Origin of the sequence: Bacteroides zhangwenhongii (genome assembly GCF_009193325.2) — a bacterium.
Lineage (GTDB): Bacteria > Bacteroidota > Bacteroidia > Bacteroidales > Bacteroidaceae > Bacteroides > Bacteroides zhangwenhongii.
Window position 1 is genome coordinate 4,331,221 of the sequence record NZ_CP059856.1, and the last position, 24,531, is coordinate 4,355,751.

Below are 24,531 nucleotides of genomic sequence, written 5' to 3' on the forward strand. Positions count from 1 at the left end.
TAATAAATATGATAGATATAATCTAAATTGTGGCTATTTATCTTGAGAATTAAATGTAGAAATATGGAGAATAGTCATCAAATAACAGATATGCCTAAATAATAATTGTGTATACATTGTTGTATATGGCGTTGTATCTTTGCGATGCGAGATTTATGCTAGATTGTATTTGGAAAACAAAGTAGAACTTATATGAAAATCTTTTTACGATTATTTTTGTTACTCTTGCCTATCGGGCTTTGGGGACAAGTTACAAAAAATGGTTATGTGATTAATGTTGAGAAGACTAACATCTATATTGATCTGTCAACTCCTAAAGTGAAGAATGGAACGAAACTTTTGGTGTATGGTAGCAGTGGATATATGATCCATCCTGTGACAAAACAAAAAATAAGGAAAGAGGCAGAAGCCTGTGCTGAGATCCAAGTTACTGGAGTCTATGATGGTTATTCTGTTGCTAAATTTATTTCTGGGCAAATAGAGGACATAAAAGTGGGAATGATTGTAAAAGAGGGTACTTTAGGTAGTCGTATGGAAGTTCGCCCGGAGAAAGATTTGGATAAATCTGTCGTGAGGTCAGAAGAAAAGATGTCGCTCACTACAACTCATAAGGATAACCTTTCTGATAAAATAAGGGTTATAGTTTCTCCTGCAGAAGTTAATGATGTTGTTGGAATCGGTCATTTCGGCGGATATGTTGCAGATGTATTAATGGAACAGTTGATGTTATGTGATAAGGTGCGTTTATTGGACCGTTCTGTATTGAATGCCCAAATGGATGAACTGAATTTGTCGAGAGAATATATTAATCCTGCGACAGCTATTCAAAAAGGTAAGATCGAAGGTGCTCAATATATTATTCAGGTAACAATGCAGAAACCGGATGTAGTTAATATTCGTACTGGGATTCCTTTAGCTTCTATCATGGGGGCTGTTCAAGGAATCATGGGTAAGAATGTAGGAGCGCAATATGCTTCTAATGCCCAAGTGGGGACATTAAAAGCAGCGGTTAGCATAACGACTCGTGTAATTGATTTACAAACGAGTGAAGTTGTTTTCATGTGTAGCGGAACTGGTAAATCACAGGGTAAATCACAACTCTCGTTAGAATATGGCGCCTTAGGTGGGGCGGAATTGAATGGCGGTGCGGAAGGTTTTAAGCAAACGATTACGGGAAAAGCTATACAAAAAGCTTTTATAACGATAGGTAATAACTTAAATAGCTTTTTTAATGGGAATACAGATAAAAAAGTGGTTGGAAGTGCGAGCGGATTTAGTAATTATGGGCAAGAAATGTCTGTGAAAGGGTAAACTTTATATGGGAACTGAGAAACTAGATAAGGATGGTATACAATTGGCTTTTGTTGAAAATCCTGATTTATATTTTCAGTATAAGAGAGGAAAGAAACAAGTTGCCAGGGCTTGGTTGCCGATGGTAGGTGGGATAATCATGGGAGCTGTAGTTATGGGACAGTTAGGCTCTTGGGAGGATGAAACACTGATAGGGGTAGGTGGTCTGATTATGGCTACAGGAGTCGGCAGTGGAATTTATATGAGAATTGCCGGTAGGAATAAAATAAAGAAGGCTGTGTGGCAATATAATTTGCAGCAGCGACATTCTTATAATAATTCCTGTCAATTAGGATTTTGCTTAAAAGGCAATGGGCTAGGCTTATGTCTTCTGTTCTAAATATAATTTTGGTCATATAGTCGCATTTTTAGATAAGATAGTCATAGTAAAGTGGGCTTTAGATATGTTTGCGTAATTATATGTTTTTTAGGCTAATAAAAAAGATGTAGCTTTGGAACATTATAAACGAATTGAATAATATATTATGTACAAAAGAATTATTAGTGGATTACTTTTCTTTTTATTGGCCTTGTGGACAAGTTCATGTTCAGACAATAATGATGAAAAAGATGACGAGGGTATGGCATCTATGCTAGTGGGACTTTGGTCAGGGGAAATAGGCTATACTTGTTCCAACGGAGAACATCAAGGAGAGAAAGGTACGATTTCGTTTGCAGGAGATGGTACGGGAGTATTTGTTGAGACTGGAGAAGAACCGGCTACTTTTAATTATGAGGTAATAGTAGAAACTAAAATTGTGGCTTTTGTGTTTGGAGATGGTAGATATGGAAAATTGAAGTATGATGAATTAACGAATGACCGACTGACTTTTGTAGAAACCTGTGCTAGTTGTGGAAATAGTGTGACTATGCATTTAAAACGTGCAGACTCGCTTCATGATATAACAGTGTCCGCAACAGAAGGATATGTTGAAAGTTTTTTACCTTATTATGATGACCAGTTGCGCATTCAGGCGATTGATTATAAATTGATAGATACAGATGGAGAGGAAGATGATGCACAAGGTACTGTAGCCGTATCTTATACTTCCAAAACGATTCATGTGGAGAATGCTCTTTTGTCCGATCACACCTTATATACTGTGGATTTTTCTTTAAATTACAAAGGCTGGGCTGAGAAAGCGGTTTGCACTTATCGACATGCAGAGAATGATTATTCAGGAACCGGTACGTTGAACTTTACTTATGATACAAATGAACATTTGAAAAGTATTTCTTACTCTTATTCGTCTACATCGAGTGGAACTCAATCGGGACGTGTTGAGATGACATGGTCAAATAATTTGATGACGACAATGAAAGGAGCGGGGGATGATTATCAGGCTGATATAAGTTATCAGACAGACAAACTACCTGAATCTTCTATTAATCTTCCATATTTTATGATGTTTAGAAATGATGACGATATGGTTTCTTGCGGTGGGGATAATGTCATTTTATGTTATGCTTCTCTCTTGAATATATTAGGGAAAGCACCTCATCAGCTGATGAGTGTACTAAAGAATGAGAATGATGATGGGCAAAATATCTTTAGTTTTAATTATGAGTGGAGTAATAATCGTTTGGCTCGTATATATGAACATAGCAGTTATAACAGCGATGGTTCAACCGGAGAGGATTATGATACTCAGATAAGTTTTTCTTATTATTGATAATTGATATTTTATGAAACGGCAGATATTTACAGCACTAAGATTAGTGTGCTTTCTTTCCGGTTTGTTGTTGAGTCTTTGTATGCAAAGTGCAAATGCTTCCCGGACAAATATCTTTGATAAGATAGACGATAGGAAGATGTATGGTCTGACAGGCAAAGTGGTTGAGGCTAGATATTCTGATGGAACATTGATGAAGTTTGACAAAACGGGGAAGCTTATTCGGCTAAATGGTAAGAAGTTTGCTTATCAGGATAGTTGTAAATATATGCTGGAACAAGGTATTGTAACAGCAGCCAAGTTGGAATGTTCGGAAACTATGCGTCGAGAAATCTCTTGTGATACGGGGAGTAATACTGAAGAATATATTTTTGATGCGGAAGGGCGTTTACAAGAATATCTTGTTCATTCTTATCCGTTTTGTAAACATCAATACTTTTATCAGGGTACGGAAAAATGGCCTTGTAAGGAGATATTTCATTGTGATACAATCCCGTCGGGTGCATTGACTTATTACTATATTTATTTGGAGACGGATGAGGCTGGTAATTGGTTGCAACGGTCAGTGAAAGTGTCTGGTGGAAAGGATATATCAATCAATCGTATGTATGTGGAAACTCGTAGATTGAAGTATGATCTCGCTCCGGTTAATCTTATCGCTTCCGTGAAAGGAGAAGTGAAATTTGGCAGTTACGACCCGGATCGACTCAATATTAATAAGCAAGACAAGCAAGCGGCCTATGATCGTGGAAAAGAAAATATTGAGTTATCGGCCCCGAAAAAAGTAGAGGTAGGAGAAGAGTTTGAAATAGTGTTTGATATGAAACGGCGACCTAAAGACGTGGGAGTCAACATTACGGAACAGTTTGAACCGCTGAACTATGGTTCCCAAAGCTACGAATTTCGTACGAATACATTGTTGGTTGCAGGGGATACAGTAACGCAATATCAATTGCTGTTTAAGTTAAAGGCTAAACAAAAGGGAAATTTGGAACTACCTTCTTTGAAAGCAAGGTTCGGAGGGAAACTGAATATATCAGCCCCTTTGAATATTGTAGTGGTGAATGCGCAGAGTGTGCTTGCAAAGAAGGATTATAATCCGGTGGTAAGACTTGTAGCGACATTGAATAAAGATACAGTCCGTATGGGGGAAAGTGCTTTTTTATCTTTAAAGCTATGTACTACCTATACGAAAGTAACTTCTGTCCGGTTATCTCAACCAAAGGTGTCTTCGTGTACAGTTATGGAGATTCCTGTTGACAGCATAATATGGAAACCGGTTTCTTTTGAGGATGTGACGTATCATGTAGGCGAATATAAAAAGTTTCAACTGACTCCAATGAAAGCCGGTAAAGTCGAGATTCCCCATTTCTGGTATGATTGTACGCTTAGCAGATGGGGAGCTAATCCAAAGTTTGCAAATGGCATAGGGAATGCGCATGGTTTATTGGGTGTAATAGGAGCTGCAGTGACTGTTGTGTCAACATCTCCTGTGCGTTTAGAAAAAAGAAACGAATCGGTACATACCGATCCGTTATATTTGGAAGTGCTTCCTTAAACTAGTATACGTTTTTGAAACAGGAATTTAGAACCATTTGATCTTCCTGAATATCACGAACGCCAATGTTGACAATCCGATGGAGAAGAGCACAATCAACGAGAAAGCGAAAGGTACTTCTTCTAGGTGGATATCCACATTCATACCATAGAAGCTGGCAATTAATGTCGGGAGCATTAATACAATGGATAAACTGGTCATGCGTTTCATGATTGTATTCACATTGTTCGAGATGATGGACGCGAAAGCGTCCATTGTGCCTGTAAGGATATCACTGTAAATATTGACGGTATTGAGTGCCTGTTTCAATTCAATAATAACATCCTCTACCAATTCCTTGTCCAGGTAGTCCGTGTCTTGGAAAATAGTTTTCAGTTTGCCGATCATCACTTCATTGCCCCGTATGGAAGTATTGAAATAAACCAGTGTTTTCTGCAATCGCATCAAGCGAAGCAGGTCCTCATTACGGATACTGCGTTCCAATTCCTTTTCCGCAGCACTGATGTCCAGATTTATCTGTTTCAGATATTTCAGAAACCATACGGCAGAAGAATAGATAAGCCGTAAAATCAAATCCAACTTATTGCGGACGATGATACCTTTCCGGCGAGTATGCTCGATAAAGTCCGGCAGCAAATCAGTGTTGTAATAACAGACGGATACAATGATTTCATTATTGGTGATAATGCCGATGGGGACAGTGCCGAAAGGCAGATTCTCGTTTTGCTTGTTCTGCACTGGAATACGTAAAATGGTGAGCAGCCAATTCCCCTCCGTGTCTGTACGCGGACGTTCGTCGGTATCAGCTATGTCGTCAAGAAATGATTCGGGAACATTTAGTGTTTTAGTCAGAAATTCAAAGTCATCATTGTTCGGGCATACTACGTTGACCCAGCTATTCGGCAGCCATTGTGCTTTTTCCACAAAGCCGGCCTCACAATAAAGATACGTTCTCATCTTATTGTCTCCTTTCGTTGTTTAGTACGAGCAGAGACATCGGATATTAATGACTCTGTTCGCTTTAATTAATACTAGTTGTGCACGTTCGCGGGTTTGAATCGTCCATATTTCTATGATTTTAATTTAAAAGCGTTGCAAAGGTAAAGAAAATAGTTGGATTGCCCGTTGATAATCAACTGGCTTAACATAGATTAAGCGTCGTCGTAACCATCTTTTTTGTACCTTTGCGCCCGAAAATCAGAGTGATAATTTAAATATTGAAATATTATGAGTAAGAAAGCCCTTTTAATGATCCTCGACGGTTGGGGACTAGGTGACCAAAAGAAAGACGACGTAATCTTCAACACTCCCACTCCTTATTGGGATTATCTGATGAACACTTATCCTCACTCTCAGCTCCAGGCAAGCGGTGAAAATGTAGGTTTGCCCGACGGACAGATGGGTAACTCTGAGGTAGGACACTTGAATATCGGTGCGGGACGCGTAGTTTATCAGGACTTGGTGAAAATCAACCGTGCGTGCGCTGACAATAGTATTCTGAAAAATCCGGAAATCATTTCGGCTTTCTCTTATGCAAAGGAAAACGGAAAGAATGTGCATTTCATGGGACTGACTTCCAACGGTGGCGTACATAGCTCACTTGTTCATCTTTTCAAACTTTGCGATATCGCTAAGGAATATAATATCGACAATACATTCATCCATTGCTTCATGGACGGTCGTGATACAGACCCGAAGAGCGGTAAGGGATTTATTGAGGAACTGTCTGCTCACTGTGAGAAATCGGCAGGAAAGATCGCTTCCATCATCGGCCGTTATTACGCAATGGACCGTGACAAACGTTGGGAACGTGTAAAAGAAGCATACGACCTGTTGGTGAACGGTGAAGGAAAGAAGGCAACCGATATGGTTCTGGCAATGCAGGAATCTTACGATGAAGGTGTGACGGACGAATTTATCAAGCCGATTGTAAATGCCAATGTCGACGGAACAATCAAAGAAGGTGACGTGGTAATCTTCTTCAACTATCGTAACGACCGTGCCAAAGAGCTGACCGTTGTGTTGACCCAGCAGGATATGCCGGAAGCAGGCATGCACACCATTCCGGGATTGCAATATTACTGTATGACTCCGTATGACGCTTCTTTCAAAGGTGTACATATCCTGTTCGACAAAGAAAATGTGGCTAACACTTTGGGCGAGTATCTTTCTGCTAGGGGTATGAGCCAGCTTCATATCGCTGAAACGGAGAAGTATGCTCACGTGACGTTCTTTTTCAACGGTGGACGTGAAACTCCGTTTGACAAGGAAGACCGTATCCTCGTTCCGTCTCCAAAAGTAGCTACTTACGACCTGAAACCGGAAATGAGCGCTTACGAAGTGAAAGATAAACTGGTGGCTGCTATCAACGAAAACAAATATGATTTCATCGTAGTGAACTTCGCCAACGGTGATATGGTAGGCCATACGGGTATTTACGAAGCTATCGAGAAAGCTGTTGTTGCTGTAGATGCTTGTGTGAAAGATGTGATCGAAGCTGCTAAAGCACAGGATTACGAAGCAATCATCATTGCCGATCATGGTAATGCTGACCACGCTTTGAATGAGGACGGTACTCCGAACACGGCTCACTCTCTGAATCCCGTTCCTTGTGTTTACGTGACAGAAAATAAGGCTGCGAAAGTAGAGAACGGCCGTCTGGCTGATGTCGCTCCGACTATCCTGAAGATTATGGGATTGGAAGTTCCGGCTGAAATGGACGGTAGCGTGTTGATTAAGTAATTTAGATTCTTATAATTGGGAGGGCGGGGGTAGAACTCCGCCTTTTTTGTCTGATATAAATATTGCAAATGATACAGATTGATGATGTAGTTGTATCGCTGGATGTGCTTCGGGAAAAGTTCCTTTGTAATCTGGACGCTTGTAAAGGTGAATGTTGCATTGAGGGAGATGCAGGGGCGCCTGTAGAGTTGGAGGAAGTGGAGAAACTGGAAGAAGTGTTGCCGGTTATTTGGGATGAGCTGGCACCCGAAGCCCGCGCGATAATAGAAAAGCAAGGAGTGGTATATACGGATGAGGAAGGAGATCTGGTGACCTCTATTGTTAATAATAAAGACTGTGTCTTTACTTGTTATGATGAGAAGGGATGTTGCTACTGTGCTATTGAAAAAGCCTATCGTGAAGGGAAAACAGATTTCTATAAACCGGTATCCTGCCATCTTTATCCTATCCGTATCGGAGATTACGGACCTTACAAGGCTGTCAATTATCATCGTTGGGATGTATGCAAGGCGGCAGTATTGCTGGGTAAAAAGGAAAATCTCCCGGTTTATCGGTTCCTGAAAGAACCTTTGATCCGTAAGTTCGGTGAGGAATGGTATAAAGAACTGGAAATAGCGGTTGAGGAACTGAAAAAACAACATCTTCTCTGATTCCCGGTTCCACGGGATAGTAAGATGAAAAGAAAAACGCCTGCTGTGAGATTACTCTCCGGCAGGCGTTTCCTCGTTGTAAGATGTGAGGTTGGTTTATAAAAACGTAATATGACAACTATGCATCGATATTTGCATACGTTGCGTTCTCTTCAATAAATTCGCGGCGCGGACCTACGTCTTCACCCATTAGCATGGAGAAGATATAATCGGCTTCCGCTGCATTATCTATATTTACTTGTTTCAGCATACGGTTTTCGGGGTCCATAGTCGTACTCCATAGCTGTTCCGCATTCATCTCACCCAAACCTTTGTATCGTTGGATGTGTACGGCGCTTTCGGAACCACCGCCGTAAGTGTCGATGAAATTCTGAAGCTGCGCGTCTGTCCAGCAATATTCTTTTACCTTGCCTTTCGTACAAAGGTAGAGCGGAGGAGTAGCAATGTACAGGTATCCGTTCTGAATGATTTGAGGCATATAGCGGAAGAAGAAAGTCATAATCAATGTGTCGATGTGAGAACCATCGACGTCGGCATCGGTCATGATGATAATCTTGTGATAACGCAGCTTTTCGATATTTGCTTCTTTGCTGTCATCTTCCGTTCCGATTGTTACCCCTAATGCGGTATATATATTACGGATTTCCTCGCTTTCCAAAGCTTTGTGGTACATGGCTTTCTCCACATTCAGAATCTTACCGCGTAGCGGGAGGATGGCTTGGAACATACGGTTACGGCCTTGTTTTGCAGTACCGCCTGCCGAATCTCCCTCGACAAGGAACAGTTCGCATTTAGACGGATCTTTGTCCGAACAGTCGGCTAGTTTACCCGGTAGACCGCCTCCGGACATCGGAGACTTGCGTTGTACCATTTCACGGGCTTTTCTTGCAGCGTGACGGGCGGTAGCGGCTAAAATCACCTTGTCAACAATTGTTTTGGCCTCTTTCGGATGTTCTTCCAAATAGTAGGATAACACTTCACCTACCGCTTGGTCTACGGCACCCATTACTTCGTTGTTACCCAACTTCGTTTTAGTCTGTCCCTCAAATTGAGGTTCGGCTACTTTTACAGAAATAACAGCAGTCAAACCTTCGCGGAAGTCATCTCCCGAGATTTCCACCTTCACCTTTTCCAGCATTTTGCTGTCTTCGGCATATTTCTTCAATGTACGGGTTAATGCACGACGGAATCCGGCCAGGTGCGTACCACCTTCGATGGTGTTGATATTATTAACGTATGAGTGAACGTTTTCGGAGAATCCGGTATTGTACATAATAGCCACTTCAATAGGAATTCCCTGCTTCTCTGAATTGAGATAAATAACATCGTTTATCAAGTGTTCGCGAGAAGACTCGATGAAGCGTACAAATTCTCTCAGACCTTCTTCCGAATAGAATTGCTCGCTTTTGAAACTGCCGTCTTCATTTACCACGCGGCGGTCGGTCAGTGAGATACGTAGTCCTGCATTCAAGTAGGCCAATTCGCGCAGACGTGAAGCCAATATTTTGTAGTCATACACCGTTTCCGTGAAAATGCTGCCATCCGGCCAGAATTGTTGGCGGGTACCGGTAATGTCGGAAGTACCGACTTCTTTTACAGAATAAAGTGGTTTACCTATTTCATACTCCTGTTGGTAAATCTTACCACCCCGGAATACTTGAGTAGTCATGTGCGTGGACAATGCGTTCACACAAGACATACCTACACCGTGCAGACCTCCGGATACCTTGTAGGATCCTTTATCGAACTTACCTCCAGCATGCAGTACGGTCATGGCTACTTCCAATGCCGACTTCTTTTCTTTCTCGTGATAGTCTACCGGAATACCGCGTCCGTTGTCCTGTACTGTGATTGAGTTGTCTTCGTTGATTGTCACCTCTATGTGCGTACAGTATCCTGCCAACGCTTCGTCGATGGAGTTATCAACAATTTCGTATACTAAGTGGTGAAGTCCCTTTACGCTGATGTCACCGATGTACATCGCAGGGCGTTTTCTTACTGCTTCGAGACCTTCCAATACCTGGATACTATCCGCAGAATAAGACCCGTTATTGGGAGTGATTTGTTCTTCGCTCATAATTGCCTTTCTAACTTTAATAACAGAGCAAATATAGTGAAATTTGTCGACTTGACGAAGAATAAACCGTGAAAAATTAAGAATGGAAGAGGATTCTCCGTTTTCTTGGGTGAACTGGTATACAGATAATTATAAACAAGAAAGGCCGAACTTAAAAGTTCAGCCTGATGCTATATAGAATTATTGAATTCTTCTTATTAAGCGAGCTTGTTGATGTAAATAGCCAACTTAGATTTCAGATTGTTAGCTTTGTTTTTGTGAATCACATTTGTTTTAGCCAACTTATCCAACATCTTTGTAATGCCCGGATACATTGCAACTGCTTCTGCTTTATCAGTAGTTGCACGAAGCTTTCTAACAGCGTTTCTCATGGTCTTGCCATAATATCTGTTGTGAAGTCTTCTAGTCTCTTCTTGTCTGATTCTTTTCAGTGATGATTTATGATTTGCCATCTCGACTAATCTGTTTTTTTAGTTCGTTTATTCTTTTAACTTGTAGCCCGTGGGGGAATCGAACCCCCCTTTCAAGAATGAAAATCTTGCGTCCTAACCGATAGACGAACGGGCCATCCTGTGTTGCATTTCTGCTTTTGCTTTCTCGAATCTGTGTTTGTTTCTCGATTGCGGATGCAAAGGTAGGAACTTTTTTGAAACTGACAAACAATTTGCTGAAAAAAATAGTATAAATTTTCCGGTTGCCTTCTTTTAGCTTTCTTTTCTTCCTGATATTCAGGTGATTATACTTCTCTGTTTCTCGTGAGAAAACTTCATTTTTCCTTTTGCCAATATCGGATGTACTTTTGCCTATACCTTATTATATATAAAGGGTGCTCTTTTCGTCTTCTTTCTCTCTGCGAACGGAATCGCTTATTTTCTTTTATTCGGCAGTCAACGGGATTCTTATTTAGAAGATTTTTTGTAGTTTTGTTCCGGAATGGAAATTTGTGATTGGTTATGCTGCAAAAAACGAAAGGAATCGTTCTTCATACATTAAAGTACAATGATACTTCTATCATTGTAGATATATACACGGAGCTTTCCGGCAGGGCTTCTTTTCTTGTGGCGGTTCCCCGTTCACGAAAAGCAGCGGTGAAATCCGTTCTTTTCCAGCCGTTGTCTTTTATTGAATTTGAGGCGGATTACAGACCGAATGCGACTCTTTATCGGGTGAAAGAGGCGAAATCCTTTTATCCTTTTTCTTCCATTCCCTATGATCCTTATAAATCTGCGATGGCGCTTTTTCTATCGGAATTCCTTTATCGGGCTATTCGGGAGGAGGCTGAGAACCGTCCGCTGTTTGCTTATTTGCAGCATTCCATCATTTGGTTGGATGAGTGCAGGGAAGGATTCTCTAATTTCCATCTTGTTTTTCTAATGCGTCTTTCCCGTTTTTTGGGCCTTTATCCCAATCTGGAAGACTATCATGCCGGTGATTACTTCGATTTGCTGAATGCTTGTTTTACTTCTACTCGTCCCCAGCTGCATTCATCCTATATCAATCCTGAAGATGCGGGACGTCTTCGGCAATTGATGCGTATGAATTATGAGACTATGCATCTTTTCGGTATGAGTCGTGCCGAACGTACTCGCTGTCTGACGACTATCAATGATTATTATAGTCTGCATTTGCCGGACTTCCCGGTATTGAAATCATTAGAAGTGTTGAAAGAACTGTTTGATTAGCTCTTTTCGGCTGATAGGCACTGATTTAGTAGATGAAAGAAGTAGGGATACAATGTGTTTATTCCCTGCATTGTTCATATCGGATGCCGATATAGATGATTCGTCACGGCTGTGGTGACTTCTTCTCACGGATGTGACGAGATCCTACCACAGCCATGAAGAGATCTCGTCACGGCCGTGACGAATTAATTATGTCGGTGTTTTAACAGAACAATGTCGGTAGTTTTGTAAACTTATGCCAGTGCTTTGATAGATGGATGCCGGTACTTTGATAGATGAATGCCGGTACTTGAAGGATGATGAGAGATGTTTTGAGGAAATGATGAGAGATACTGGGAGAAATGATGAGAGATAACTCATCGTGAGTTATCTCTCATAAAGTATGTTGCTGATATTTAATCTTTTATCTCTGACTTATGAGAGATGAGAGATCGAAAGTAAAAACTTCTCAGTAGAGAGTGGATGAATTATCCCAAAAGCTCTTTTACTTTTGCTGATATGGCACGGCCTTCGGCAAGTCCTGCCAATTTCTTGGAAGCTACTCCCATTACTTTACCCATGTCTTTTCCGCTGGTGGCACCCACTTCGGCAATGATTTCCTTTAATGCCGCTTCCAGTTCTTCGGCAGACATTTGTTTCGGCAGATACTTCTCCATAACGGCTACCTGTCCTAGCTCTGCGTCAGCCAAGTCCTGACGGCCTTGTCCGATATAGATCTCGGCAGAGTCCTTTCCTTGTTTTACGAGTTTCTGGATGATTTTAAGTGCCGCATCATCTGTCAGTGTATCGTTAGCTCCCGGAGCAGTCTTTGCTTCAAGGAAAAACTTCTTAACGTTTCTCAAAGTCTCTAAGGCTACTTTGTCCTTTGCCTTCATTGCGTTTTTTATGTCTTCGCTGACTTTATCAAATAAATCCATACTATTATATTTAAAAATTAAAGATTAAGAATTATAACCGAAGCCTGATTCTGCGAGTTTATAATCTTCGTTCTTAGTTCTTTGTTTAGAACGTAATCACGCCATTCTCGTCTGTTGCTTCTTCCGTTGCGACTTCCTCCTCCAGAGCGGCTTTGGTCCGTATCTTGGTGAGGGTTGTCTTATCGCGCATATATGTGGGAGAATCCTCTACCATAGCGATGATGTCGTCGTTGTCCAGGTCTTCCATATTGAAGAGGTAGATGTGACGACGTTTGCGCAGGCTCTTGCTTCCGATATTGCTGGCGCTTTCTCCGTATGCTTTGCGGATGCGTTCTTTGTTTTTCTCTTTCTCTTCTTCCAGTTGCAGTTGGCGTTCCTCTTCTTCCTGGCTGCGCGCAGCGTGCAGGCTGTCCATGCCGGGAACATCCTCTACTCCGAATCCGGTTGCAAGTACGGTAATCTTCACTTTTGTTTCCAAAGAGTTGTCGATGGCGACACCCCAGATAACCTCCACACCTTCGCGGAACTTACTCATGAATTCATGTATCTCGTTCATCTCTTCCATCATCAATTCGGATGACGGACAGAAGGAAACGTTCAACATCACCTTTTTGGCGTTGAAGATATCGTTGTTGTTGAGTAGCGGAGAATGCAGCGCATCATCGATTGCTTTGGTTACCCGATTTTCTCCTTCACCGAATCCGGTACTCATGATGGCTACTCCACCATCTTTCAAGATAGTCTTCACATCGGCAAAGTCCAGATTGACCGTACCGCGCATGGTGATAATCTCGGCAATACTTTTGGCAGCGATGGAGAGTGTATCATCGGCCTTGCCGAATGCATTCATAAAGGTAAGGTCGGCATATATTTCGCGCAAGCGTTCGTTGTTGATAACCAATAAAGCGTCAACGTGTTGAGCGATACGTTCCACACCGTCCAACGCTTGGATAATTTTCTTTTCCCCTTCGAAGATAAAGGGGATGGTAACGATACCGACTGTCAGAATATCCATCTCCTTTGCGATGCGGGCAATGACAGGGGCTGCGCCGGTTCCTGTTCCACCACCCATTCCGGCAGTGATGAATACCATCTTGGTGCCGTCGTTCAGTTGGTTTCTAATGTCTTCTATACTTTCTTCGGCGGCATCGCGTGCCCGTTCGGGACGGTTGCCGGCTCCAAGACCTTGTGTGATGCTACGGCCCAGTTGCAGTTTCACCGGAACCGGTGATTCGGCCAATGCCTGGTTGTCCGTGTTGCAAAGAACGAACGTTACATCATGAATACCTTCCCGGTACATGTGGTTTACAGCGTTGCCACCACCACCACCTACGCCAATCACTTTGATGATCTTCGGTGAATCTGTCGGGAAATCGAATTGTACTATCTCGTCCATAATCTTATGCTAATTACTAGTTACTATTTACAAATTACAAGCTATGTCTCCGGAAGTTATTTCATTTCATCATCTTCATTGAAGATGTTGGTCATTTCCTCAATCGTTTTCTTCATTTTTGTTGTGAACCAACCGGGCTTAGCTTCTCTTTTCCGCCTTTCTTTCTCCTCCTTTTCTTTCTGCTTGCGAAGTTTCTCGGCTTCTTTGGCAGCCAGTTTGGCTTCTCGTTCCTCTTCCTCTTTCTTGAGTCGGGCGATGCGGGCTTGTTCTTTCAGTTCCTGGTCGTTTTCGAATATATCGCCTGTCTTGAGAACTTCCGCTTCCGGTTTAGGAGTGGCCGGAGCAGGTTGAGAAACTGTTTCTATCAGGCAGCAATTCTGGTTCCCTTCAAACAGAAGCCCGAATAACGTATTCTGCGAGCCGTCTTTTTTCAGGATATCGCTAGGGGCATGAACGGTATTACGTGGAAGTCTTGCCATTCTGATTTTCTCTATTTTGCTACGTTTGCGCAACATCTCTTCCAGGTTCTTTAGGTTGGCAGCTCCTCCTGTCATGATAATTCCTGCCAGCAGTTTGTCGTCAAAGCCGGAGAGTTGTATCTGATTCCATACATTGGCAATGATTTCTTCGGCACGGGCTTCGATGATATTGTTGAGGTCGGCTACTTTAATGGTACGACTGTCATCGTCCAGTTTGCAAGTAGCCTCTTCTTGTTCGGGCTCTTCTTCATAAAGAGCGTCACCGTAGGTTTTCTTCAAACGTTCTGCTTCTTCCTCTTCCATCTGCAAGGTGGTGATATCTCGTGTGATACTGTTACCTCCTAGCGGCAGCACAGTCAGGAAGCGGAGGATATTGTTTTTGTAAACGGAGATGGTAGTCGTATCTGCACCGAAGTCGACCAAAGCGCAGCCCGAACGGCGTTCGCTTTCTGTCAATACCGCGTTGGCTGTCACGAGCGGGGCAATCAGTTGTTCGGCTATATCTATTTTTGCCTGTTGGAAGCAATGCTCCAAATTCTTCCGCACGGAAGCACGGGCGACAATATTGAGGAAACGGCCTTCGATATGGCTTCCTACCAGACCCACCGGATTGGCTTGCAGGTTATTTCCCACCTTATATTCCTGTGGCGCTACGTCCAGTATGTCCATGTCTACCACCGGGATGGCGATGTTCTCGTCGCCGATAGCGCTGACAAGTTCCTCCGATATGATGGCTTCTTCTTCCAGATCGCGGCTTACCACGTTGCGTACTGTGCGAAGTGATTGACCGCCAATACCTACATATACTTTAGCAATTGAGTTTTTCAACTCACCTTCCAGTCTGTTGATGATAGAAGTCAGACTTTGTGCCGTCTTGTCCAGGTTAAAGATAACTCCTTTACGGATGAACGTAGAAGAGTCTTCCTGTGCATACGCCAGTATCTGCATACTTCCGTCACTGTTCTTTCTTCCGGCCACACCGGTTATCTTCGATGAACCAAGTTCAATAGCGGCGATAAATTCTGTTGTTGCCATCTCTTTATTTACTATTTAATTGTTTACAATTTACTATTTGGAGAGATCTGTCACTTATATCTCATCACTTATCACTCATCGTTCTCTTTTCGTACAGATAATCTGATTGCTGAATTCAAGGTTGATGCGTGAATATTTGTTCCAGCCTACCTTATTGAGCCCTTTCTTATAGAATTCTTTCAGGCGTGCCAGTTTGTCTTCAAAGTCATCCAGTTTGCCGAGATAGACAAGGTGGTCTCCCACACGTGGCACTAATTCGATATTGCGGTCGGGCAATACATGAATCTGTTCTATCTGCGCATCCCAGAACTTATTGTTATGCAAAAATACACCAAACTTATATAAATCCTTCATTGCAAACGACTTTTCTACGTTTCCGGTGACAATTACCCGGTGAGCGACGCATTTTGCATCGGGAGGCATGACGGTTCCTTTGTTGTCAAGGTAGTAATTCTCACCATTGGCGCTCATTACCCGTAAGATGGGAATGCGTTGTGTCACTTCCACGCAGACTTTGCCGCTAGGAGTCTTGTAGCATTCCGCTTCGTCAATCAACGGGTGTTTACTCAGTTCCCGTTCCAATGACTTGGTAGAGATGCGTTCCATCTTTTTCCCGATGGGGTAGATGCCTTTTTTCTGAAGGATACCTTTCAGTTCGTCTTTGGTGATGAAACCGGCATAAGCGGTATCCTTAATAACTAATTCCATGTCACGGCAGGTCTGGTCGGCAGGCTTGCGGTTGAAGGCGCTGACAGCTACGACCAGGTAGGCTATGAGCACCAACATGACGATGGACAGAAGGATTCTCTTTACCATAAATTATTAATCATTCTTCCTTTCCAGTATTTTCTTTATCTCGGGGACATAGTTGTCTATATCTCCTGCTCCCAAAGTTATTAATACTTCAATGTTTTTATCTTTCAGAATGTTCAGTATATCTTCCTTTTTGCACATACTTTTTTCGATACCGGGACGGAGATTGTCGTAAATCAGCCGGCTGGTAACTCCCGGAATCGGGGCTTCGCGTGCCGGATAGATATCTACCAGAATCACTTCGTCAAGCAGCGACAGGCTGTCGGCAAAGTCTTGATAGAAATCGCGCGTACGGGTATAAAGGTGTGGCTGGAAGATAGCTGTGATTTTCTTGTCTTTGTAAAGCTCCCGCATAGACAGTACACTCTGCTTGATTTCTGAGGGGTGATGGGCATAGTCGCTCAGGAAGACTATCCGGTCGTTCTTGATCTTAAAGTCGAACCGGCGGTCTACTCCCCGAAAACTAGCCATGCCTCTTTTAATCTCTTCATCAGTTACTCCGTTCAGGTGTGCCAATGCCATAGCGGCTACGCCATTTTCTATATTGATACTCACCGGCACTCCGAGTTGGATATCATTGATACGGGTATCCGGCGCCACAAAGTCTATAAATATCTCTCCGTTTCCGATGCGGATATTCTCTGCATGGAAATCGCCCTCGTCACGTGAATAGGTGTAGACGCGTACACCGGGTTGCACTTTGGGCTGTAGTGAGATGCCTTTGCGGATGATCAATGCGCCGCCCGGCTGGATGAGGGTTGTGTAATGTTCGAAACTTTCCAGATAAGCTGCTTCTGTTCCGTAAATATCCAAGTGATCCGGATCGGTAGCTGTAATGACAGACATAAACGGGGACAGCCAATGGAAGGAACGGTCGAATTCGTCGGCTTCGATTACCGTGTAAGGGCTTTTCTGTGAAAGCAAGAGGTTTGTTCCGTAGTTTTTCGAGATTCCTCCGAGAAAGGCGGTACATTCTACGTGTGACTGATGGAGCAGGTGTGCCGTCATGGTGGATGTAGTGGTCTTGCCATGAGTACCGGCTACACACAAGCCTTTGCTCGAATGTGTAATCGTTCCCAATACTTGAGCGCGTTTTTGTATCTCGAATCCGTTGTTGCGGAAGTAAACCAGTTCTTCGTGTTCCTGTGGGACGGCGGGGGTGAATACGACGAGCGTACTTTCTTTGTCTTTACAAGCATCCGGAATCAAATCCACATTTTCTTCGTAATGTATCTGTGCGCCTTCGGCAATCAGAGCGTCAGTCAATGGAGTGGGAGTACGGTCATATCCGGCTACTACCTTGCCTTTGAAGAGGAAGTAGCGTACAAGGGCACTCATACCGATACCGCCGGCACCTACGAAATAGACTGATTTTATAGTTTCGATATTCATTTCTTCTATCTTTAGTATTTGTATGAATCGATTAGTTCTTTGCTTCCGCCAGTTTTATCACTTCCTGCGCGATGATTTTCGCAGAATCGGGTAAAGCCAGCTTGGCTATATTCTCGCTTAATTCTTTTAATCTCCGCTCATCATTGACGGTGGCTAAAGCCACATCTATCAATGTCTTTTCCGCTTCGCTGTCTTTGACGTAGATAGCTGCCTGTTTGTCTACCAGTGCTAGGGCATTCTTAGTCTGATGGTCTTCGGCCACATTGGGGGAAGGTACCAGAATGACAGGTTTATGCAATAGGCAGAACTCGGAGATGGAGCCTGCTCCTGCACGGGAGATAACAAGGTCGGCCGCTGAATAGGCAGCTGCCATATCCTTGATAAAATCCGTTACATATAGATTGGGAAGTGCGCCTGCCGCTTTCACGGCTTCTGTCACTTGCGGATAGTAATATTTACCGGTTTGCCAGATAAATTGTATGTTTCCGTTTTCTTTGATTGTCGCTAATCCGGCAGTCAGCGTGTTATTGATGGTGCGCGCTCCCAAGCTGCCACCTACGATAAGAATCGTTTTCTTGTCCGGTTGCAGATGGAAAGAACGTAGTGCGTCCTCTTTGGACGGCATATCTTTTGTCAGGTTCTGACGTACCGGATTTCCCGTCATGATAATCTTATCGGCTGGGAAAAATTTCTCCATACCGTCATAAGCTACACAGATTCTCCGGGCTTTCTGTGCCAATAGTTTATTGGTGACTCCGGCATACGAGTTCTGTTCCTGTATCAAGGTAGGCACTCCCATCATTCCGGCAGTCTTCAACGTGGGACCGCTGGCGTAACCGCCTACGCCTACCGCTACTTGCGGACGGAAGTTCTTGATGATACTGCGCGCCTTCCATTGGCTGCGTATCAGTTTGATGATTACCGATACATTCTTCCATAAATGCTTGCGGTCGAAACCGGCTATCGGAAGACCGATGATCTGATAGCCCGCATCGGGAACCCGTTGCATTTCCATACGGCCTTCCGCTCCTACAAAGAGGATTTTGGCGTCAGGGCGTAACTCCATTATCGCGTTTGCAATAGAGACGGCGGGAAAGATGTGCCCTCCCGTACCTCCACCACTAATAATAATTCTAAGTTCTTTTTCCATCATAGTTCTTTTCTCCTATCCGTTTCGTTCAGTTGACCGTTTCGTGCTACTGACCGTTCATCGCTTGTCACTCTCATCCTCGAATTTTGCATCGCTGTTCAAAATCTGTGCAGTTGGCTCGGCAGCAGTCTGAGCTTCCGAATTGGCGGCCGCATCTGTCGCGATCTGCAACTGAATCTGCGCATCGTGCGCTTTCTGTTCTTCCAGATGAGCGGTATATCGGCTGACGCTTAATATCATTCCGATGTAAGCGCAATTAATCAATGTACTTGTTCCTCCTTTGCTGACTAGAGGTAGCGGTTGTCCTGTGACGGGGAATAGTCCGACGGCAACCATCATGTTCAGTATTGCCTGCGATACCAACAACAAGGCAATCCCCATCACAAGGAAGGCGGGAAAAGTCCTTTCGCATTTCTGGGCGATTCGTCCGGCCCGCATCAGCAAGCATAGATAGAGGAATACCACGAATATCCCCCCTATCAATCCCATCTCTTCGATCACAATGGCGAAGATAAAGTCGGAGAAGGCTTGACTGAGGAAATCGCGTTGTATTGAGTTGCCCGGACCTTTGCCGACTACATTGCTGGTAGCAATGGCGATCCGGGCGTGTGCTATCTGCGCGTCTTTATCAATATCGAACTTGGCGGCAGGTACTTCTTCATTCTCGAAGAAGCCGGAAACACGGTTCTGCCAGGTCTCGAAACGGTGAAGTCCCGGTGTATTGTGCAGTGTCTTTCCGGGAATGGCCATTAGTATTCCCACAGCCACTATGCCTACAAGTGCCATTAGCCCCAGCATACCGAACAGTTTCTTGGAAGATACCCGCCCGATGAACATCATCATACATACAACTCCGAATAGCAGCATGGCTGTTGAAAGGTTTTCCGGTGCAATAAGCAGAAAGACCAGTCCGGTAAGAATCATGATGTATTTGAAGGCTTTCGGGTTGGCTCCGTATTCGTCCTGTTTCTTGGACAAGATAAATGAGACGGCAATGATAACCGCCATTTTTGCCAACTCCGACGGTTGAAACTGTAATCCCATAAAGGTCATCCAACGCGCAGCTCCGTTGACACGGTCGCCTGTAATGATACCCATCAGGGTGACAAATGCCAACAGTACCAGAGAAATCGGATACAGGAAGACCGGAAATACCTGAAACCATTTGTAGGGTATGTTGTGTAGAATTACCACCACTACTGCACCCACCATCAGAATAACAGAGTGCTGTGTAATCGGTCCCCAATGGTCGCCACTTTTATAAGTCAGTGTCGACGCTGCCGAGAACACCTCGACTATCGAGATGAGGCAGAGACAAAGGAAAATAATCCAGATTACCTTGTCGCCTTTGAATATGTTCTTTAATAAATCCAATCTTGCAGAAATTAAAAATTATAAATTAAAAATTAAAGGGCGCGGACGCATTCTTTAAATTGCTCGCCACGATCCTCGTAACTCTTGAAGAGGTCGAAAGAAGCGCAGCAAGGACTCAATAATACGGTTTCACCTTTCTTCGCCAATTTATAGGCGGCTTCTACAGCGTCTTTCATGCCGGTTTGCACGTCTGCTACGGGCAAACCGAAACGGTCGAAGAAATCATGCAGCTTCTCGTTGTGAAGTCCCATATATACAAGAGCCGAGCACTTTTCGCGTACCAGGTCTTCAATTTCCGTATAATCGTTTCCTTTATCTTTTCCACCGAGAATCAATACTGTTTTGGTAGTCATGCTTTGCAGGGCATACCAACACGAATTGACGTTCGTCGCTTTGGAGTCGTTGATGAAATCAATTCCACGGACACGTGCCACTTTCTCCAACCGGTGTTCCACGCCCTTGAAGTCGGAGAGGGCCCTGCGTATGTTTTCTTTGGTGATACCTGCCAGATTGGCTGAGATACCGGCAGCCAAAGAATTGTACAGATTATGCTGTCCTGTCAAAGCCAATTCCTCCTGTTCCATATTGAAAGCAATCGGCTCATTGATTTTCACTTCGTGATCTTCTACGTATGCAATCGCTCCGTCTTCCTTTACGGCTGCGAAAGGGTAGAGGTGTGCTTTCAGACCATGCTTTGCCAATTCGCGTTTAATGATAGGGTCGTCGTTCCAGAAGATAAAAGCGTCGTCCGGAGTTTGATTCTGGGTGATACGGAATTTGGCATCGATGTAATTCTGCATACAATGATCGTAGCGGTCCAGATGGTCCGGAGTAATATTCATCAATACGGCTATATTCGCACGGAAGTTATACATATTATCCAATTGGAAAGAACTCAGTTCGATAATATAATAATCATGGTGGTCTTCGGCTACCTGCAAAGCCAGGCTCTTGCCGATATTACCTGCCAAACCTACATTCAGACCTGCACTCTTGAAGATATGGTAGATGAGGGAAGTCGTAGTCGTCTTTCCGTTCGAACCGGTGATACAGATCATTTTGGCGTCCGTGTAACGTCCGGCAAACTCAATCTCTGATATAACCGGCGTTCCTTGAGCTTTCAGTTTCAGAATGAGGGGAGCGTCATTCGGAATACCCGGACTTTTGATTACTTCGTCGGCATTCAGAATGAGTTCTTCGGTATGGCGGCCTTCTTCCCAGTCAATGTGGTGGCTGTCGAGAAGTTCCTTATACTTGTCCTTGATGGCGGACATATCCGAAACAAACGTCTCAAATCCTTTGACTTTAGCGAGTACGGCTGCACCTGCACCGCTTTCGCCAGCTCCTAAAATTACTATTCTTTTCATTTACACTAATGTGCTCTTGTCTCCAATATGCTGAATTGCCTATTAGTTGTGCACATCCTTTAAAAGTTAATAATCGGGTTAATACTCTCTGAATCTTTATTGTTAATTCACGCCTCAGTTATCTTCAGCGTTTACCTTATTTTCAGCGTTATAATCGTTATGGCTGCCAGCACGATGGTCACAATCCAAAAACGGACAGTAATTTTTGATTCGTGGAACAGTTGGTCGGGCTTGGTGAACTTCACCGTACATCCCGGTTCTATCAAACTCATGGAAGTGCGGAAATGGTCGTGAATCGGCGTCCGTTTGAACAGCCGTTGTTTCACTCCTTTTCGTTTCCCGGCTTTATAGTAAGCCCGTTGAAGAATGACCGACAGATTTTCTACGAGGAATACACCGCAGAGAATCGGTATCAGCAATTCTTTATGAATGATGATGGCGAATACGGCAATGATTCCGCCAATCGTCAGACTGCCGGTATCTCCCATGAATACTTGTGCCGGATAGGCATTGTACCAGAGGAAGCCGATCAATGCACCGATAAAGGCGCAGATGTAAATTACGAGTTCTTCCGATCCCGGAATGTACATAATGTTCAGATAGCCGGCAAACTCGATGTGTGATGATACGTAAGCCAATATCCCTAGCGTAGCTCCGATGATGGCGGAGTTGCCCGCCGCCATTCCATCCATTCCGTCATTCAGGTTGGCTCCGTTGGATACGGCGGTAACGACAAAGATGGTGATGATAACGAACAGTACCCATCCGGCCGTTTGTGCGTGATCGCCCATGAAAGCTACCAGATCTGCATAGTCGAGGTTGTTGCTCTTAAAGAAAGGGATGGTTGTCTGGGTAGATTTCAAGTCATTTGTTCCGTGTACCACTTCCATCTCCTGTCCCGGATTGTGTATCTCGATGTTTTCGCGAATGACCACGTCCGGACTTAAATATAAAGTAAGTCCGACAATCAGTCCCAGACCTACTTGCCCGATGATCTTGAACTTGCCATGCAGTCCTTCTTTATCTTTCTTGAAAATCTTGATGTAGTCGTCGGCAAAACCGAGTGATCCCAGCCATACGGTGGTGATCAACATAAGTATCATATATATATTATGCAACTTGCCTAAAAGCAGGCAAGGAATCAGGATGGCTGTAATGATGATGACGCCTCCCATACTTGGTACGCCTACTTTGTTGACGCCGAACGGGTCGATTTTCGCATCCCGTTGTGTCTCCGTGATTTGTTTTTTCTTAAGCAGGTTGATAAACTTATCTCCCCAGATACTCGAAATAAGTAGGGCGAGGATAACTGCCATCAGTGCACGGAATGAGGTATATCCAAACATTCCCGCTCCGGGAAAATTGAGCTTATGCAGCCATTCAAACAAATAATATAACATTTCTTCAGTGGTTGGTGTCTAATCGTTCAACATTCTCTTCACTTCTTCTTTGTCGTCGAAGTGATGTTTTACTCCTTTTATCTCTTGGTAATTCTCGTGCCCTTTTCCGGCAATGAGTATTACGTCTCCTTTCTCAGCCAGCATACAGGCCGTACGGATGGCTTCCTTGCGGTCGGCGATGCTTAATGTTTTTCTCATGTCTTCCGCATCCAGTCCGGCCAACATATCGTTGATGATGTCTTGCGGCTCTTCAAAACGGGGATTGTCCGAAGTGATGATAACACGGTCGCTGGCTTTGGCGGCTTCCTTTGCCATGATGGGGCGCTTGCCTTTGTCACGGTTGCCGCCCGCACCTACTACGGTGATTACTTTTCCTTTCCCTTCCAATACCCCGTGTATGGCATTCAGCACATTAGTAAGGGCGTCCGGAGTATGGGCGTAGTCGACAATTGCGGTAACTCCGTCTTTTGAACGCACAGCGTCGAAACGTCCTGCAACCGGATGCAGTGTGCTAAGGGCAACCAACACATCTTCTTCTTTTTTCCCAAGCAGGACAGCGGCACCGAATACCGCTAATAAGTTGGAAGCGTTGAACTTGCCGATAAACTGAACTGCCAGCTCGTGATTGTTGAAATCAAGTAGCATTCCTTCAAAATGGGATTCCAACACCCGTCCTTTGAAGTCACTGAGACTTCTCAGCGAATAAGTATAGACTTTGGAACGTGTGTTTTGCGTCATTACTAGTCCGTTCTTGTCATCGAGATTGGTCAGACTGAACGCATTCTTCGGTAGGTCATCGAAGAATTTTTTCTTAGCTTTCAGATAATTCTCTACCGTCTTATGATAGTCCAGATGGTCACGGGTGAGATTGGTGAAGATACCTCCGGTGAATTTTAATCCGCTGATACGCTTCTGTGCGATCGAATGGGAACTGACTTCCATAAAGGCGTATTTACATCCTTCGTCTGCCATCCGTCCCAATAAACGGTTCAGCGTGATAGGGTCAGGTGTGGTGTGCTCCGTTGGAATCGGCTCGTCATCGATATAATTGCAGACTGTAGAGATAAGTCCTACTTTATATCCGAAATAGCGGAAGGTATTATATAATAAGGTAGCGATGGTTGTTTTTCCATTCGTTCCGGTGACACCGACCAACTCCAGTTTGGAAGTCGGATCTCCATAGAAGGTGGTGGCAATCTTGCCTACCGCGTCCTCGCTGTCTTTTACTTGTATATAGGTAATTCCCGCCACCGGTTTTTCGGGCATATCCTCGCAGAGGATAGCGGTGGCGCCTTTACTGATGGCGGCGGGTATATAGGCATGACCGTCGGCTTGCGTACCGCGCATAGCCATGAACAGTTGTCCGGCTTCTACCAAACGGGAATCTATGTTGATTCCGGCAATTTCTATATTTGAATCTCCGGCTATCTGTACCGGTTGGATTGCTTTCAGTAGCTCATTTAATAACATTACTCT

Annotated in this window: 20 protein-coding genes and 1 tRNA gene; 7 read left to right on the top strand and 14 right to left on the bottom strand. The window is 43.9% G+C overall.

Going from position 1 to position 24,531, the window contains the following annotated elements; translation table 11 throughout:
- Positions 1-192 precede the first annotated feature (192 nt).
- From GD630_RS17145 to GD630_RS17160, 4 genes are all read left to right on the top strand, one after another.
- On the top strand, positions 193-1,311 hold the full coding sequence (locus GD630_RS17145; protein WP_143865160.1) for a CsgG/HfaB family protein: 1,119 nt from the start codon (positions 193-195) through the stop codon (positions 1,309-1,311).
- A gap of 7 nt (positions 1,312-1,318) precedes the next feature.
- Positions 1,319-1,690: a hypothetical protein gene (locus tag GD630_RS17150; RefSeq protein WP_143865159.1), complete on the top strand. Its 372-nt coding sequence runs from the start codon at positions 1,319-1,321 to the stop codon at positions 1,688-1,690.
- Positions 1,691-1,835: 145 nt separating this feature from the next.
- Positions 1,836-3,023 carry a DUF4595 domain-containing protein gene (locus GD630_RS17155; RefSeq protein ID WP_143865158.1) on the top strand — a complete coding sequence of 396 codons (1,188 nt, stop codon included), beginning with the start codon at positions 1,836-1,838 and terminating at the stop codon, positions 3,021-3,023.
- Positions 3,024-3,036: 13 nt separating this feature from the next.
- Positions 3,037-4,581, top strand: a complete 1,545-nt coding sequence (locus GD630_RS17160) for a BatD family protein (protein WP_143865157.1) — start codon at positions 3,037-3,039, stop codon at positions 4,579-4,581.
- A gap of 27 nt (positions 4,582-4,608) precedes the next feature.
- Here the strand turns inward: GD630_RS17160 and GD630_RS17165 are convergent, their stop codons facing one another.
- A complete protein-coding gene (locus GD630_RS17165; protein WP_007763262.1) occupies positions 4,609-5,538 on the bottom strand; it encodes a magnesium transporter CorA family protein in 930 nt (309 codons plus the stop codon).
- A gap of 270 nt (positions 5,539-5,808) precedes the next feature.
- On the opposite strand from GD630_RS17165, the gene gpmI reads away from it, so the two are divergent.
- Positions 5,809-7,323 (top strand): 2,3-bisphosphoglycerate-independent phosphoglycerate mutase, encoded by a 1,515-nt coding sequence (gene gpmI / locus GD630_RS17170; RefSeq protein ID WP_143865156.1) that lies wholly within the window; start codon positions 5,809-5,811, stop codon positions 7,321-7,323.
- A gap of 68 nt (positions 7,324-7,391) precedes the next feature.
- Complete coding sequence (locus GD630_RS17175; RefSeq protein ID WP_007756492.1) at positions 7,392-7,973, top strand: DUF3109 family protein; 582 nt, start codon at positions 7,392-7,394, stop codon at positions 7,971-7,973.
- 118 nt (positions 7,974-8,091) lie between these two features.
- On the opposite strand, the gene gyrB is transcribed toward GD630_RS17175, so the two are convergent.
- The 3 genes from gyrB to GD630_RS17190 form a co-directional block, all read right to left on the bottom strand.
- A complete protein-coding gene (gyrB, locus tag GD630_RS17180; protein WP_007756494.1) occupies positions 8,092-10,050 on the bottom strand; it encodes a DNA topoisomerase (ATP-hydrolyzing) subunit B in 1,959 nt (652 codons plus the stop codon).
- A gap of 197 nt (positions 10,051-10,247) precedes the next feature.
- The gene (rpsT, locus tag GD630_RS17185) at positions 10,248-10,502 is read right to left on the bottom strand and encodes a 30S ribosomal protein S20 (RefSeq protein ID WP_007756504.1); all 255 of its coding nucleotides are present in this window, start codon (positions 10,500-10,502) and stop codon (positions 10,248-10,250) included.
- 43 nt (positions 10,503-10,545) lie between these two features.
- A tRNA-Glu gene (locus GD630_RS17190) sits at positions 10,546-10,617 on the bottom strand.
- Positions 10,618-11,003: 386 nt separating this feature from the next.
- Between GD630_RS17190 and recO the strand changes: the two genes are divergently transcribed.
- Positions 11,004-11,732 carry a DNA repair protein RecO gene (gene recO / locus GD630_RS17195; RefSeq protein ID WP_007763269.1) on the top strand — a complete coding sequence of 243 codons (729 nt, stop codon included), beginning with the start codon at positions 11,004-11,006 and terminating at the stop codon, positions 11,730-11,732.
- A gap of 467 nt (positions 11,733-12,199) precedes the next feature.
- Here the strand turns inward: recO and GD630_RS17200 are convergent, their stop codons facing one another.
- From GD630_RS17200 to GD630_RS17245, 10 genes are all read right to left on the bottom strand, one after another.
- Positions 12,200-12,649 carry a GatB/YqeY domain-containing protein gene (locus GD630_RS17200; RefSeq protein WP_007756512.1) on the bottom strand — a complete coding sequence of 150 codons (450 nt, stop codon included), beginning with the start codon at positions 12,647-12,649 and terminating at the stop codon, positions 12,200-12,202.
- Between the two features lie 85 nt (positions 12,650-12,734).
- Positions 12,735-14,045: a cell division protein FtsZ gene (gene ftsZ / locus GD630_RS17205; protein WP_007763286.1), complete on the bottom strand. Its 1,311-nt coding sequence runs from the start codon at positions 14,043-14,045 to the stop codon at positions 12,735-12,737.
- Positions 14,046-14,101: 56 nt separating this feature from the next.
- Entirely contained in the window at positions 14,102-15,559 is a 1,458-nt protein-coding gene (ftsA, locus tag GD630_RS17210) for a cell division protein FtsA (protein WP_143865155.1), read from the bottom strand.
- A gap of 75 nt (positions 15,560-15,634) precedes the next feature.
- Entirely contained in the window at positions 15,635-16,375 is a 741-nt protein-coding gene (locus tag GD630_RS17215; RefSeq protein WP_143865154.1) for a cell division protein FtsQ/DivIB, read from the bottom strand.
- Between the two features lie 6 nt (positions 16,376-16,381).
- Complete coding sequence (murC, locus tag GD630_RS17220; protein ID WP_143865153.1) at positions 16,382-17,764, bottom strand: UDP-N-acetylmuramate--L-alanine ligase; 1,383 nt, start codon at positions 17,762-17,764, stop codon at positions 16,382-16,384.
- A 31-nt stretch (positions 17,765-17,795) separates the two neighbouring features.
- Entirely contained in the window at positions 17,796-18,914 is a 1,119-nt protein-coding gene (gene murG / locus GD630_RS17225) for an undecaprenyldiphospho-muramoylpentapeptide beta-N-acetylglucosaminyltransferase (RefSeq protein WP_029425928.1), read from the bottom strand.
- A 57-nt stretch (positions 18,915-18,971) separates the two neighbouring features.
- Positions 18,972-20,288, bottom strand: coding sequence for an FtsW/RodA/SpoVE family cell cycle protein (locus tag GD630_RS17230; protein WP_143865152.1), 1,317 nt, complete (start codon positions 20,286-20,288; stop codon positions 18,972-18,974).
- A gap of 32 nt (positions 20,289-20,320) precedes the next feature.
- Positions 20,321-21,655 carry a UDP-N-acetylmuramoyl-L-alanine--D-glutamate ligase gene (gene murD, locus GD630_RS17235; RefSeq protein ID WP_143865151.1) on the bottom strand — a complete coding sequence of 445 codons (1,335 nt, stop codon included), beginning with the start codon at positions 21,653-21,655 and terminating at the stop codon, positions 20,321-20,323.
- 131 nt (positions 21,656-21,786) lie between these two features.
- On the bottom strand, positions 21,787-23,055 hold the full coding sequence (mraY, locus tag GD630_RS17240) for a phospho-N-acetylmuramoyl-pentapeptide-transferase (protein ID WP_022276265.1): 1,269 nt from the start codon (positions 23,053-23,055) through the stop codon (positions 21,787-21,789).
- Positions 23,056-23,073: 18 nt separating this feature from the next.
- Complete coding sequence (locus GD630_RS17245; protein ID WP_143865150.1) at positions 23,074-24,525, bottom strand: UDP-N-acetylmuramoyl-L-alanyl-D-glutamate--2,6-diaminopimelate ligase; 1,452 nt, start codon at positions 24,523-24,525, stop codon at positions 23,074-23,076.
- Positions 24,526-24,531 lie beyond the last annotated feature (6 nt).

Excerpts from the sequence above, each read along its gene's own strand:
- murG (WP_029425928.1), bottom strand. The coding sequence starts at position 18,914 with ATGGAAAAAGAACTTAGAATTATTATTAGTGGTGGAGGTACGGGAGGG.
- gpmI (WP_143865156.1), top strand. The coding sequence starts at position 5,809 with ATGAGTAAGAAAGCCCTTTTAATGATCCTCGACGGTTGGGGACTAGGT.
- GD630_RS17165 (WP_007763262.1), bottom strand. The coding sequence starts at position 5,538 with ATGAGAACGTATCTTTATTGTGAGGCCGGCTTTGTGGAAAAAGCACAA.
- murC (WP_143865153.1), bottom strand. The coding sequence starts at position 17,764 with ATGAATATCGAAACTATAAAATCAGTCTATTTCGTAGGTGCCGGCGGT.
- ftsA (WP_143865155.1), bottom strand. The coding sequence starts at position 15,559 with ATGGCAACAACAGAATTTATCGCCGCTATTGAACTTGGTTCATCGAAG.
- GD630_RS17175 (WP_007756492.1), top strand. The coding sequence starts at position 7,392 with ATGATACAGATTGATGATGTAGTTGTATCGCTGGATGTGCTTCGGGAA.
- GD630_RS17155 (WP_143865158.1), top strand. The coding sequence starts at position 1,836 with ATGTACAAAAGAATTATTAGTGGATTACTTTTCTTTTTATTGGCCTTG.
- recO (WP_007763269.1), top strand. The coding sequence starts at position 11,004 with ATGCTGCAAAAAACGAAAGGAATCGTTCTTCATACATTAAAGTACAAT.
- GD630_RS17200 (WP_007756512.1), bottom strand. The coding sequence starts at position 12,649 with ATGGATTTATTTGATAAAGTCAGCGAAGACATAAAAAACGCAATGAAG.
- GD630_RS17150 (WP_143865159.1), top strand. The coding sequence starts at position 1,319 with ATGGGAACTGAGAAACTAGATAAGGATGGTATACAATTGGCTTTTGTT.
- ftsZ (WP_007763286.1), bottom strand. The coding sequence starts at position 14,045 with ATGGACGAGATAGTACAATTCGATTTCCCGACAGATTCACCGAAGATC.
- murD (WP_143865151.1), bottom strand. The coding sequence starts at position 21,655 with ATGAAAAGAATAGTAATTTTAGGAGCTGGCGAAAGCGGTGCAGGTGCA.
- gyrB (WP_007756494.1), bottom strand. The coding sequence starts at position 10,050 with ATGAGCGAAGAACAAATCACTCCCAATAACGGGTCTTATTCTGCGGAT.
- GD630_RS17215 (WP_143865154.1), bottom strand. The coding sequence starts at position 16,375 with ATGGTAAAGAGAATCCTTCTGTCCATCGTCATGTTGGTGCTCATAGCC.
- GD630_RS17160 (WP_143865157.1), top strand. The coding sequence starts at position 3,037 with ATGAAACGGCAGATATTTACAGCACTAAGATTAGTGTGCTTTCTTTCC.
- GD630_RS17145 (WP_143865160.1), top strand. The coding sequence starts at position 193 with ATGAAAATCTTTTTACGATTATTTTTGTTACTCTTGCCTATCGGGCTT.
- GD630_RS17245 (WP_143865150.1), bottom strand. The coding sequence starts at position 24,525 with ATGTTATTAAATGAGCTACTGAAAGCAATCCAACCGGTACAGATAGCC.
- mraY (WP_022276265.1), bottom strand. The coding sequence starts at position 23,055 with ATGTTATATTATTTGTTTGAATGGCTGCATAAGCTCAATTTTCCCGGA.
- rpsT (WP_007756504.1), bottom strand. The coding sequence starts at position 10,502 with ATGGCAAATCATAAATCATCACTGAAAAGAATCAGACAAGAAGAGACT.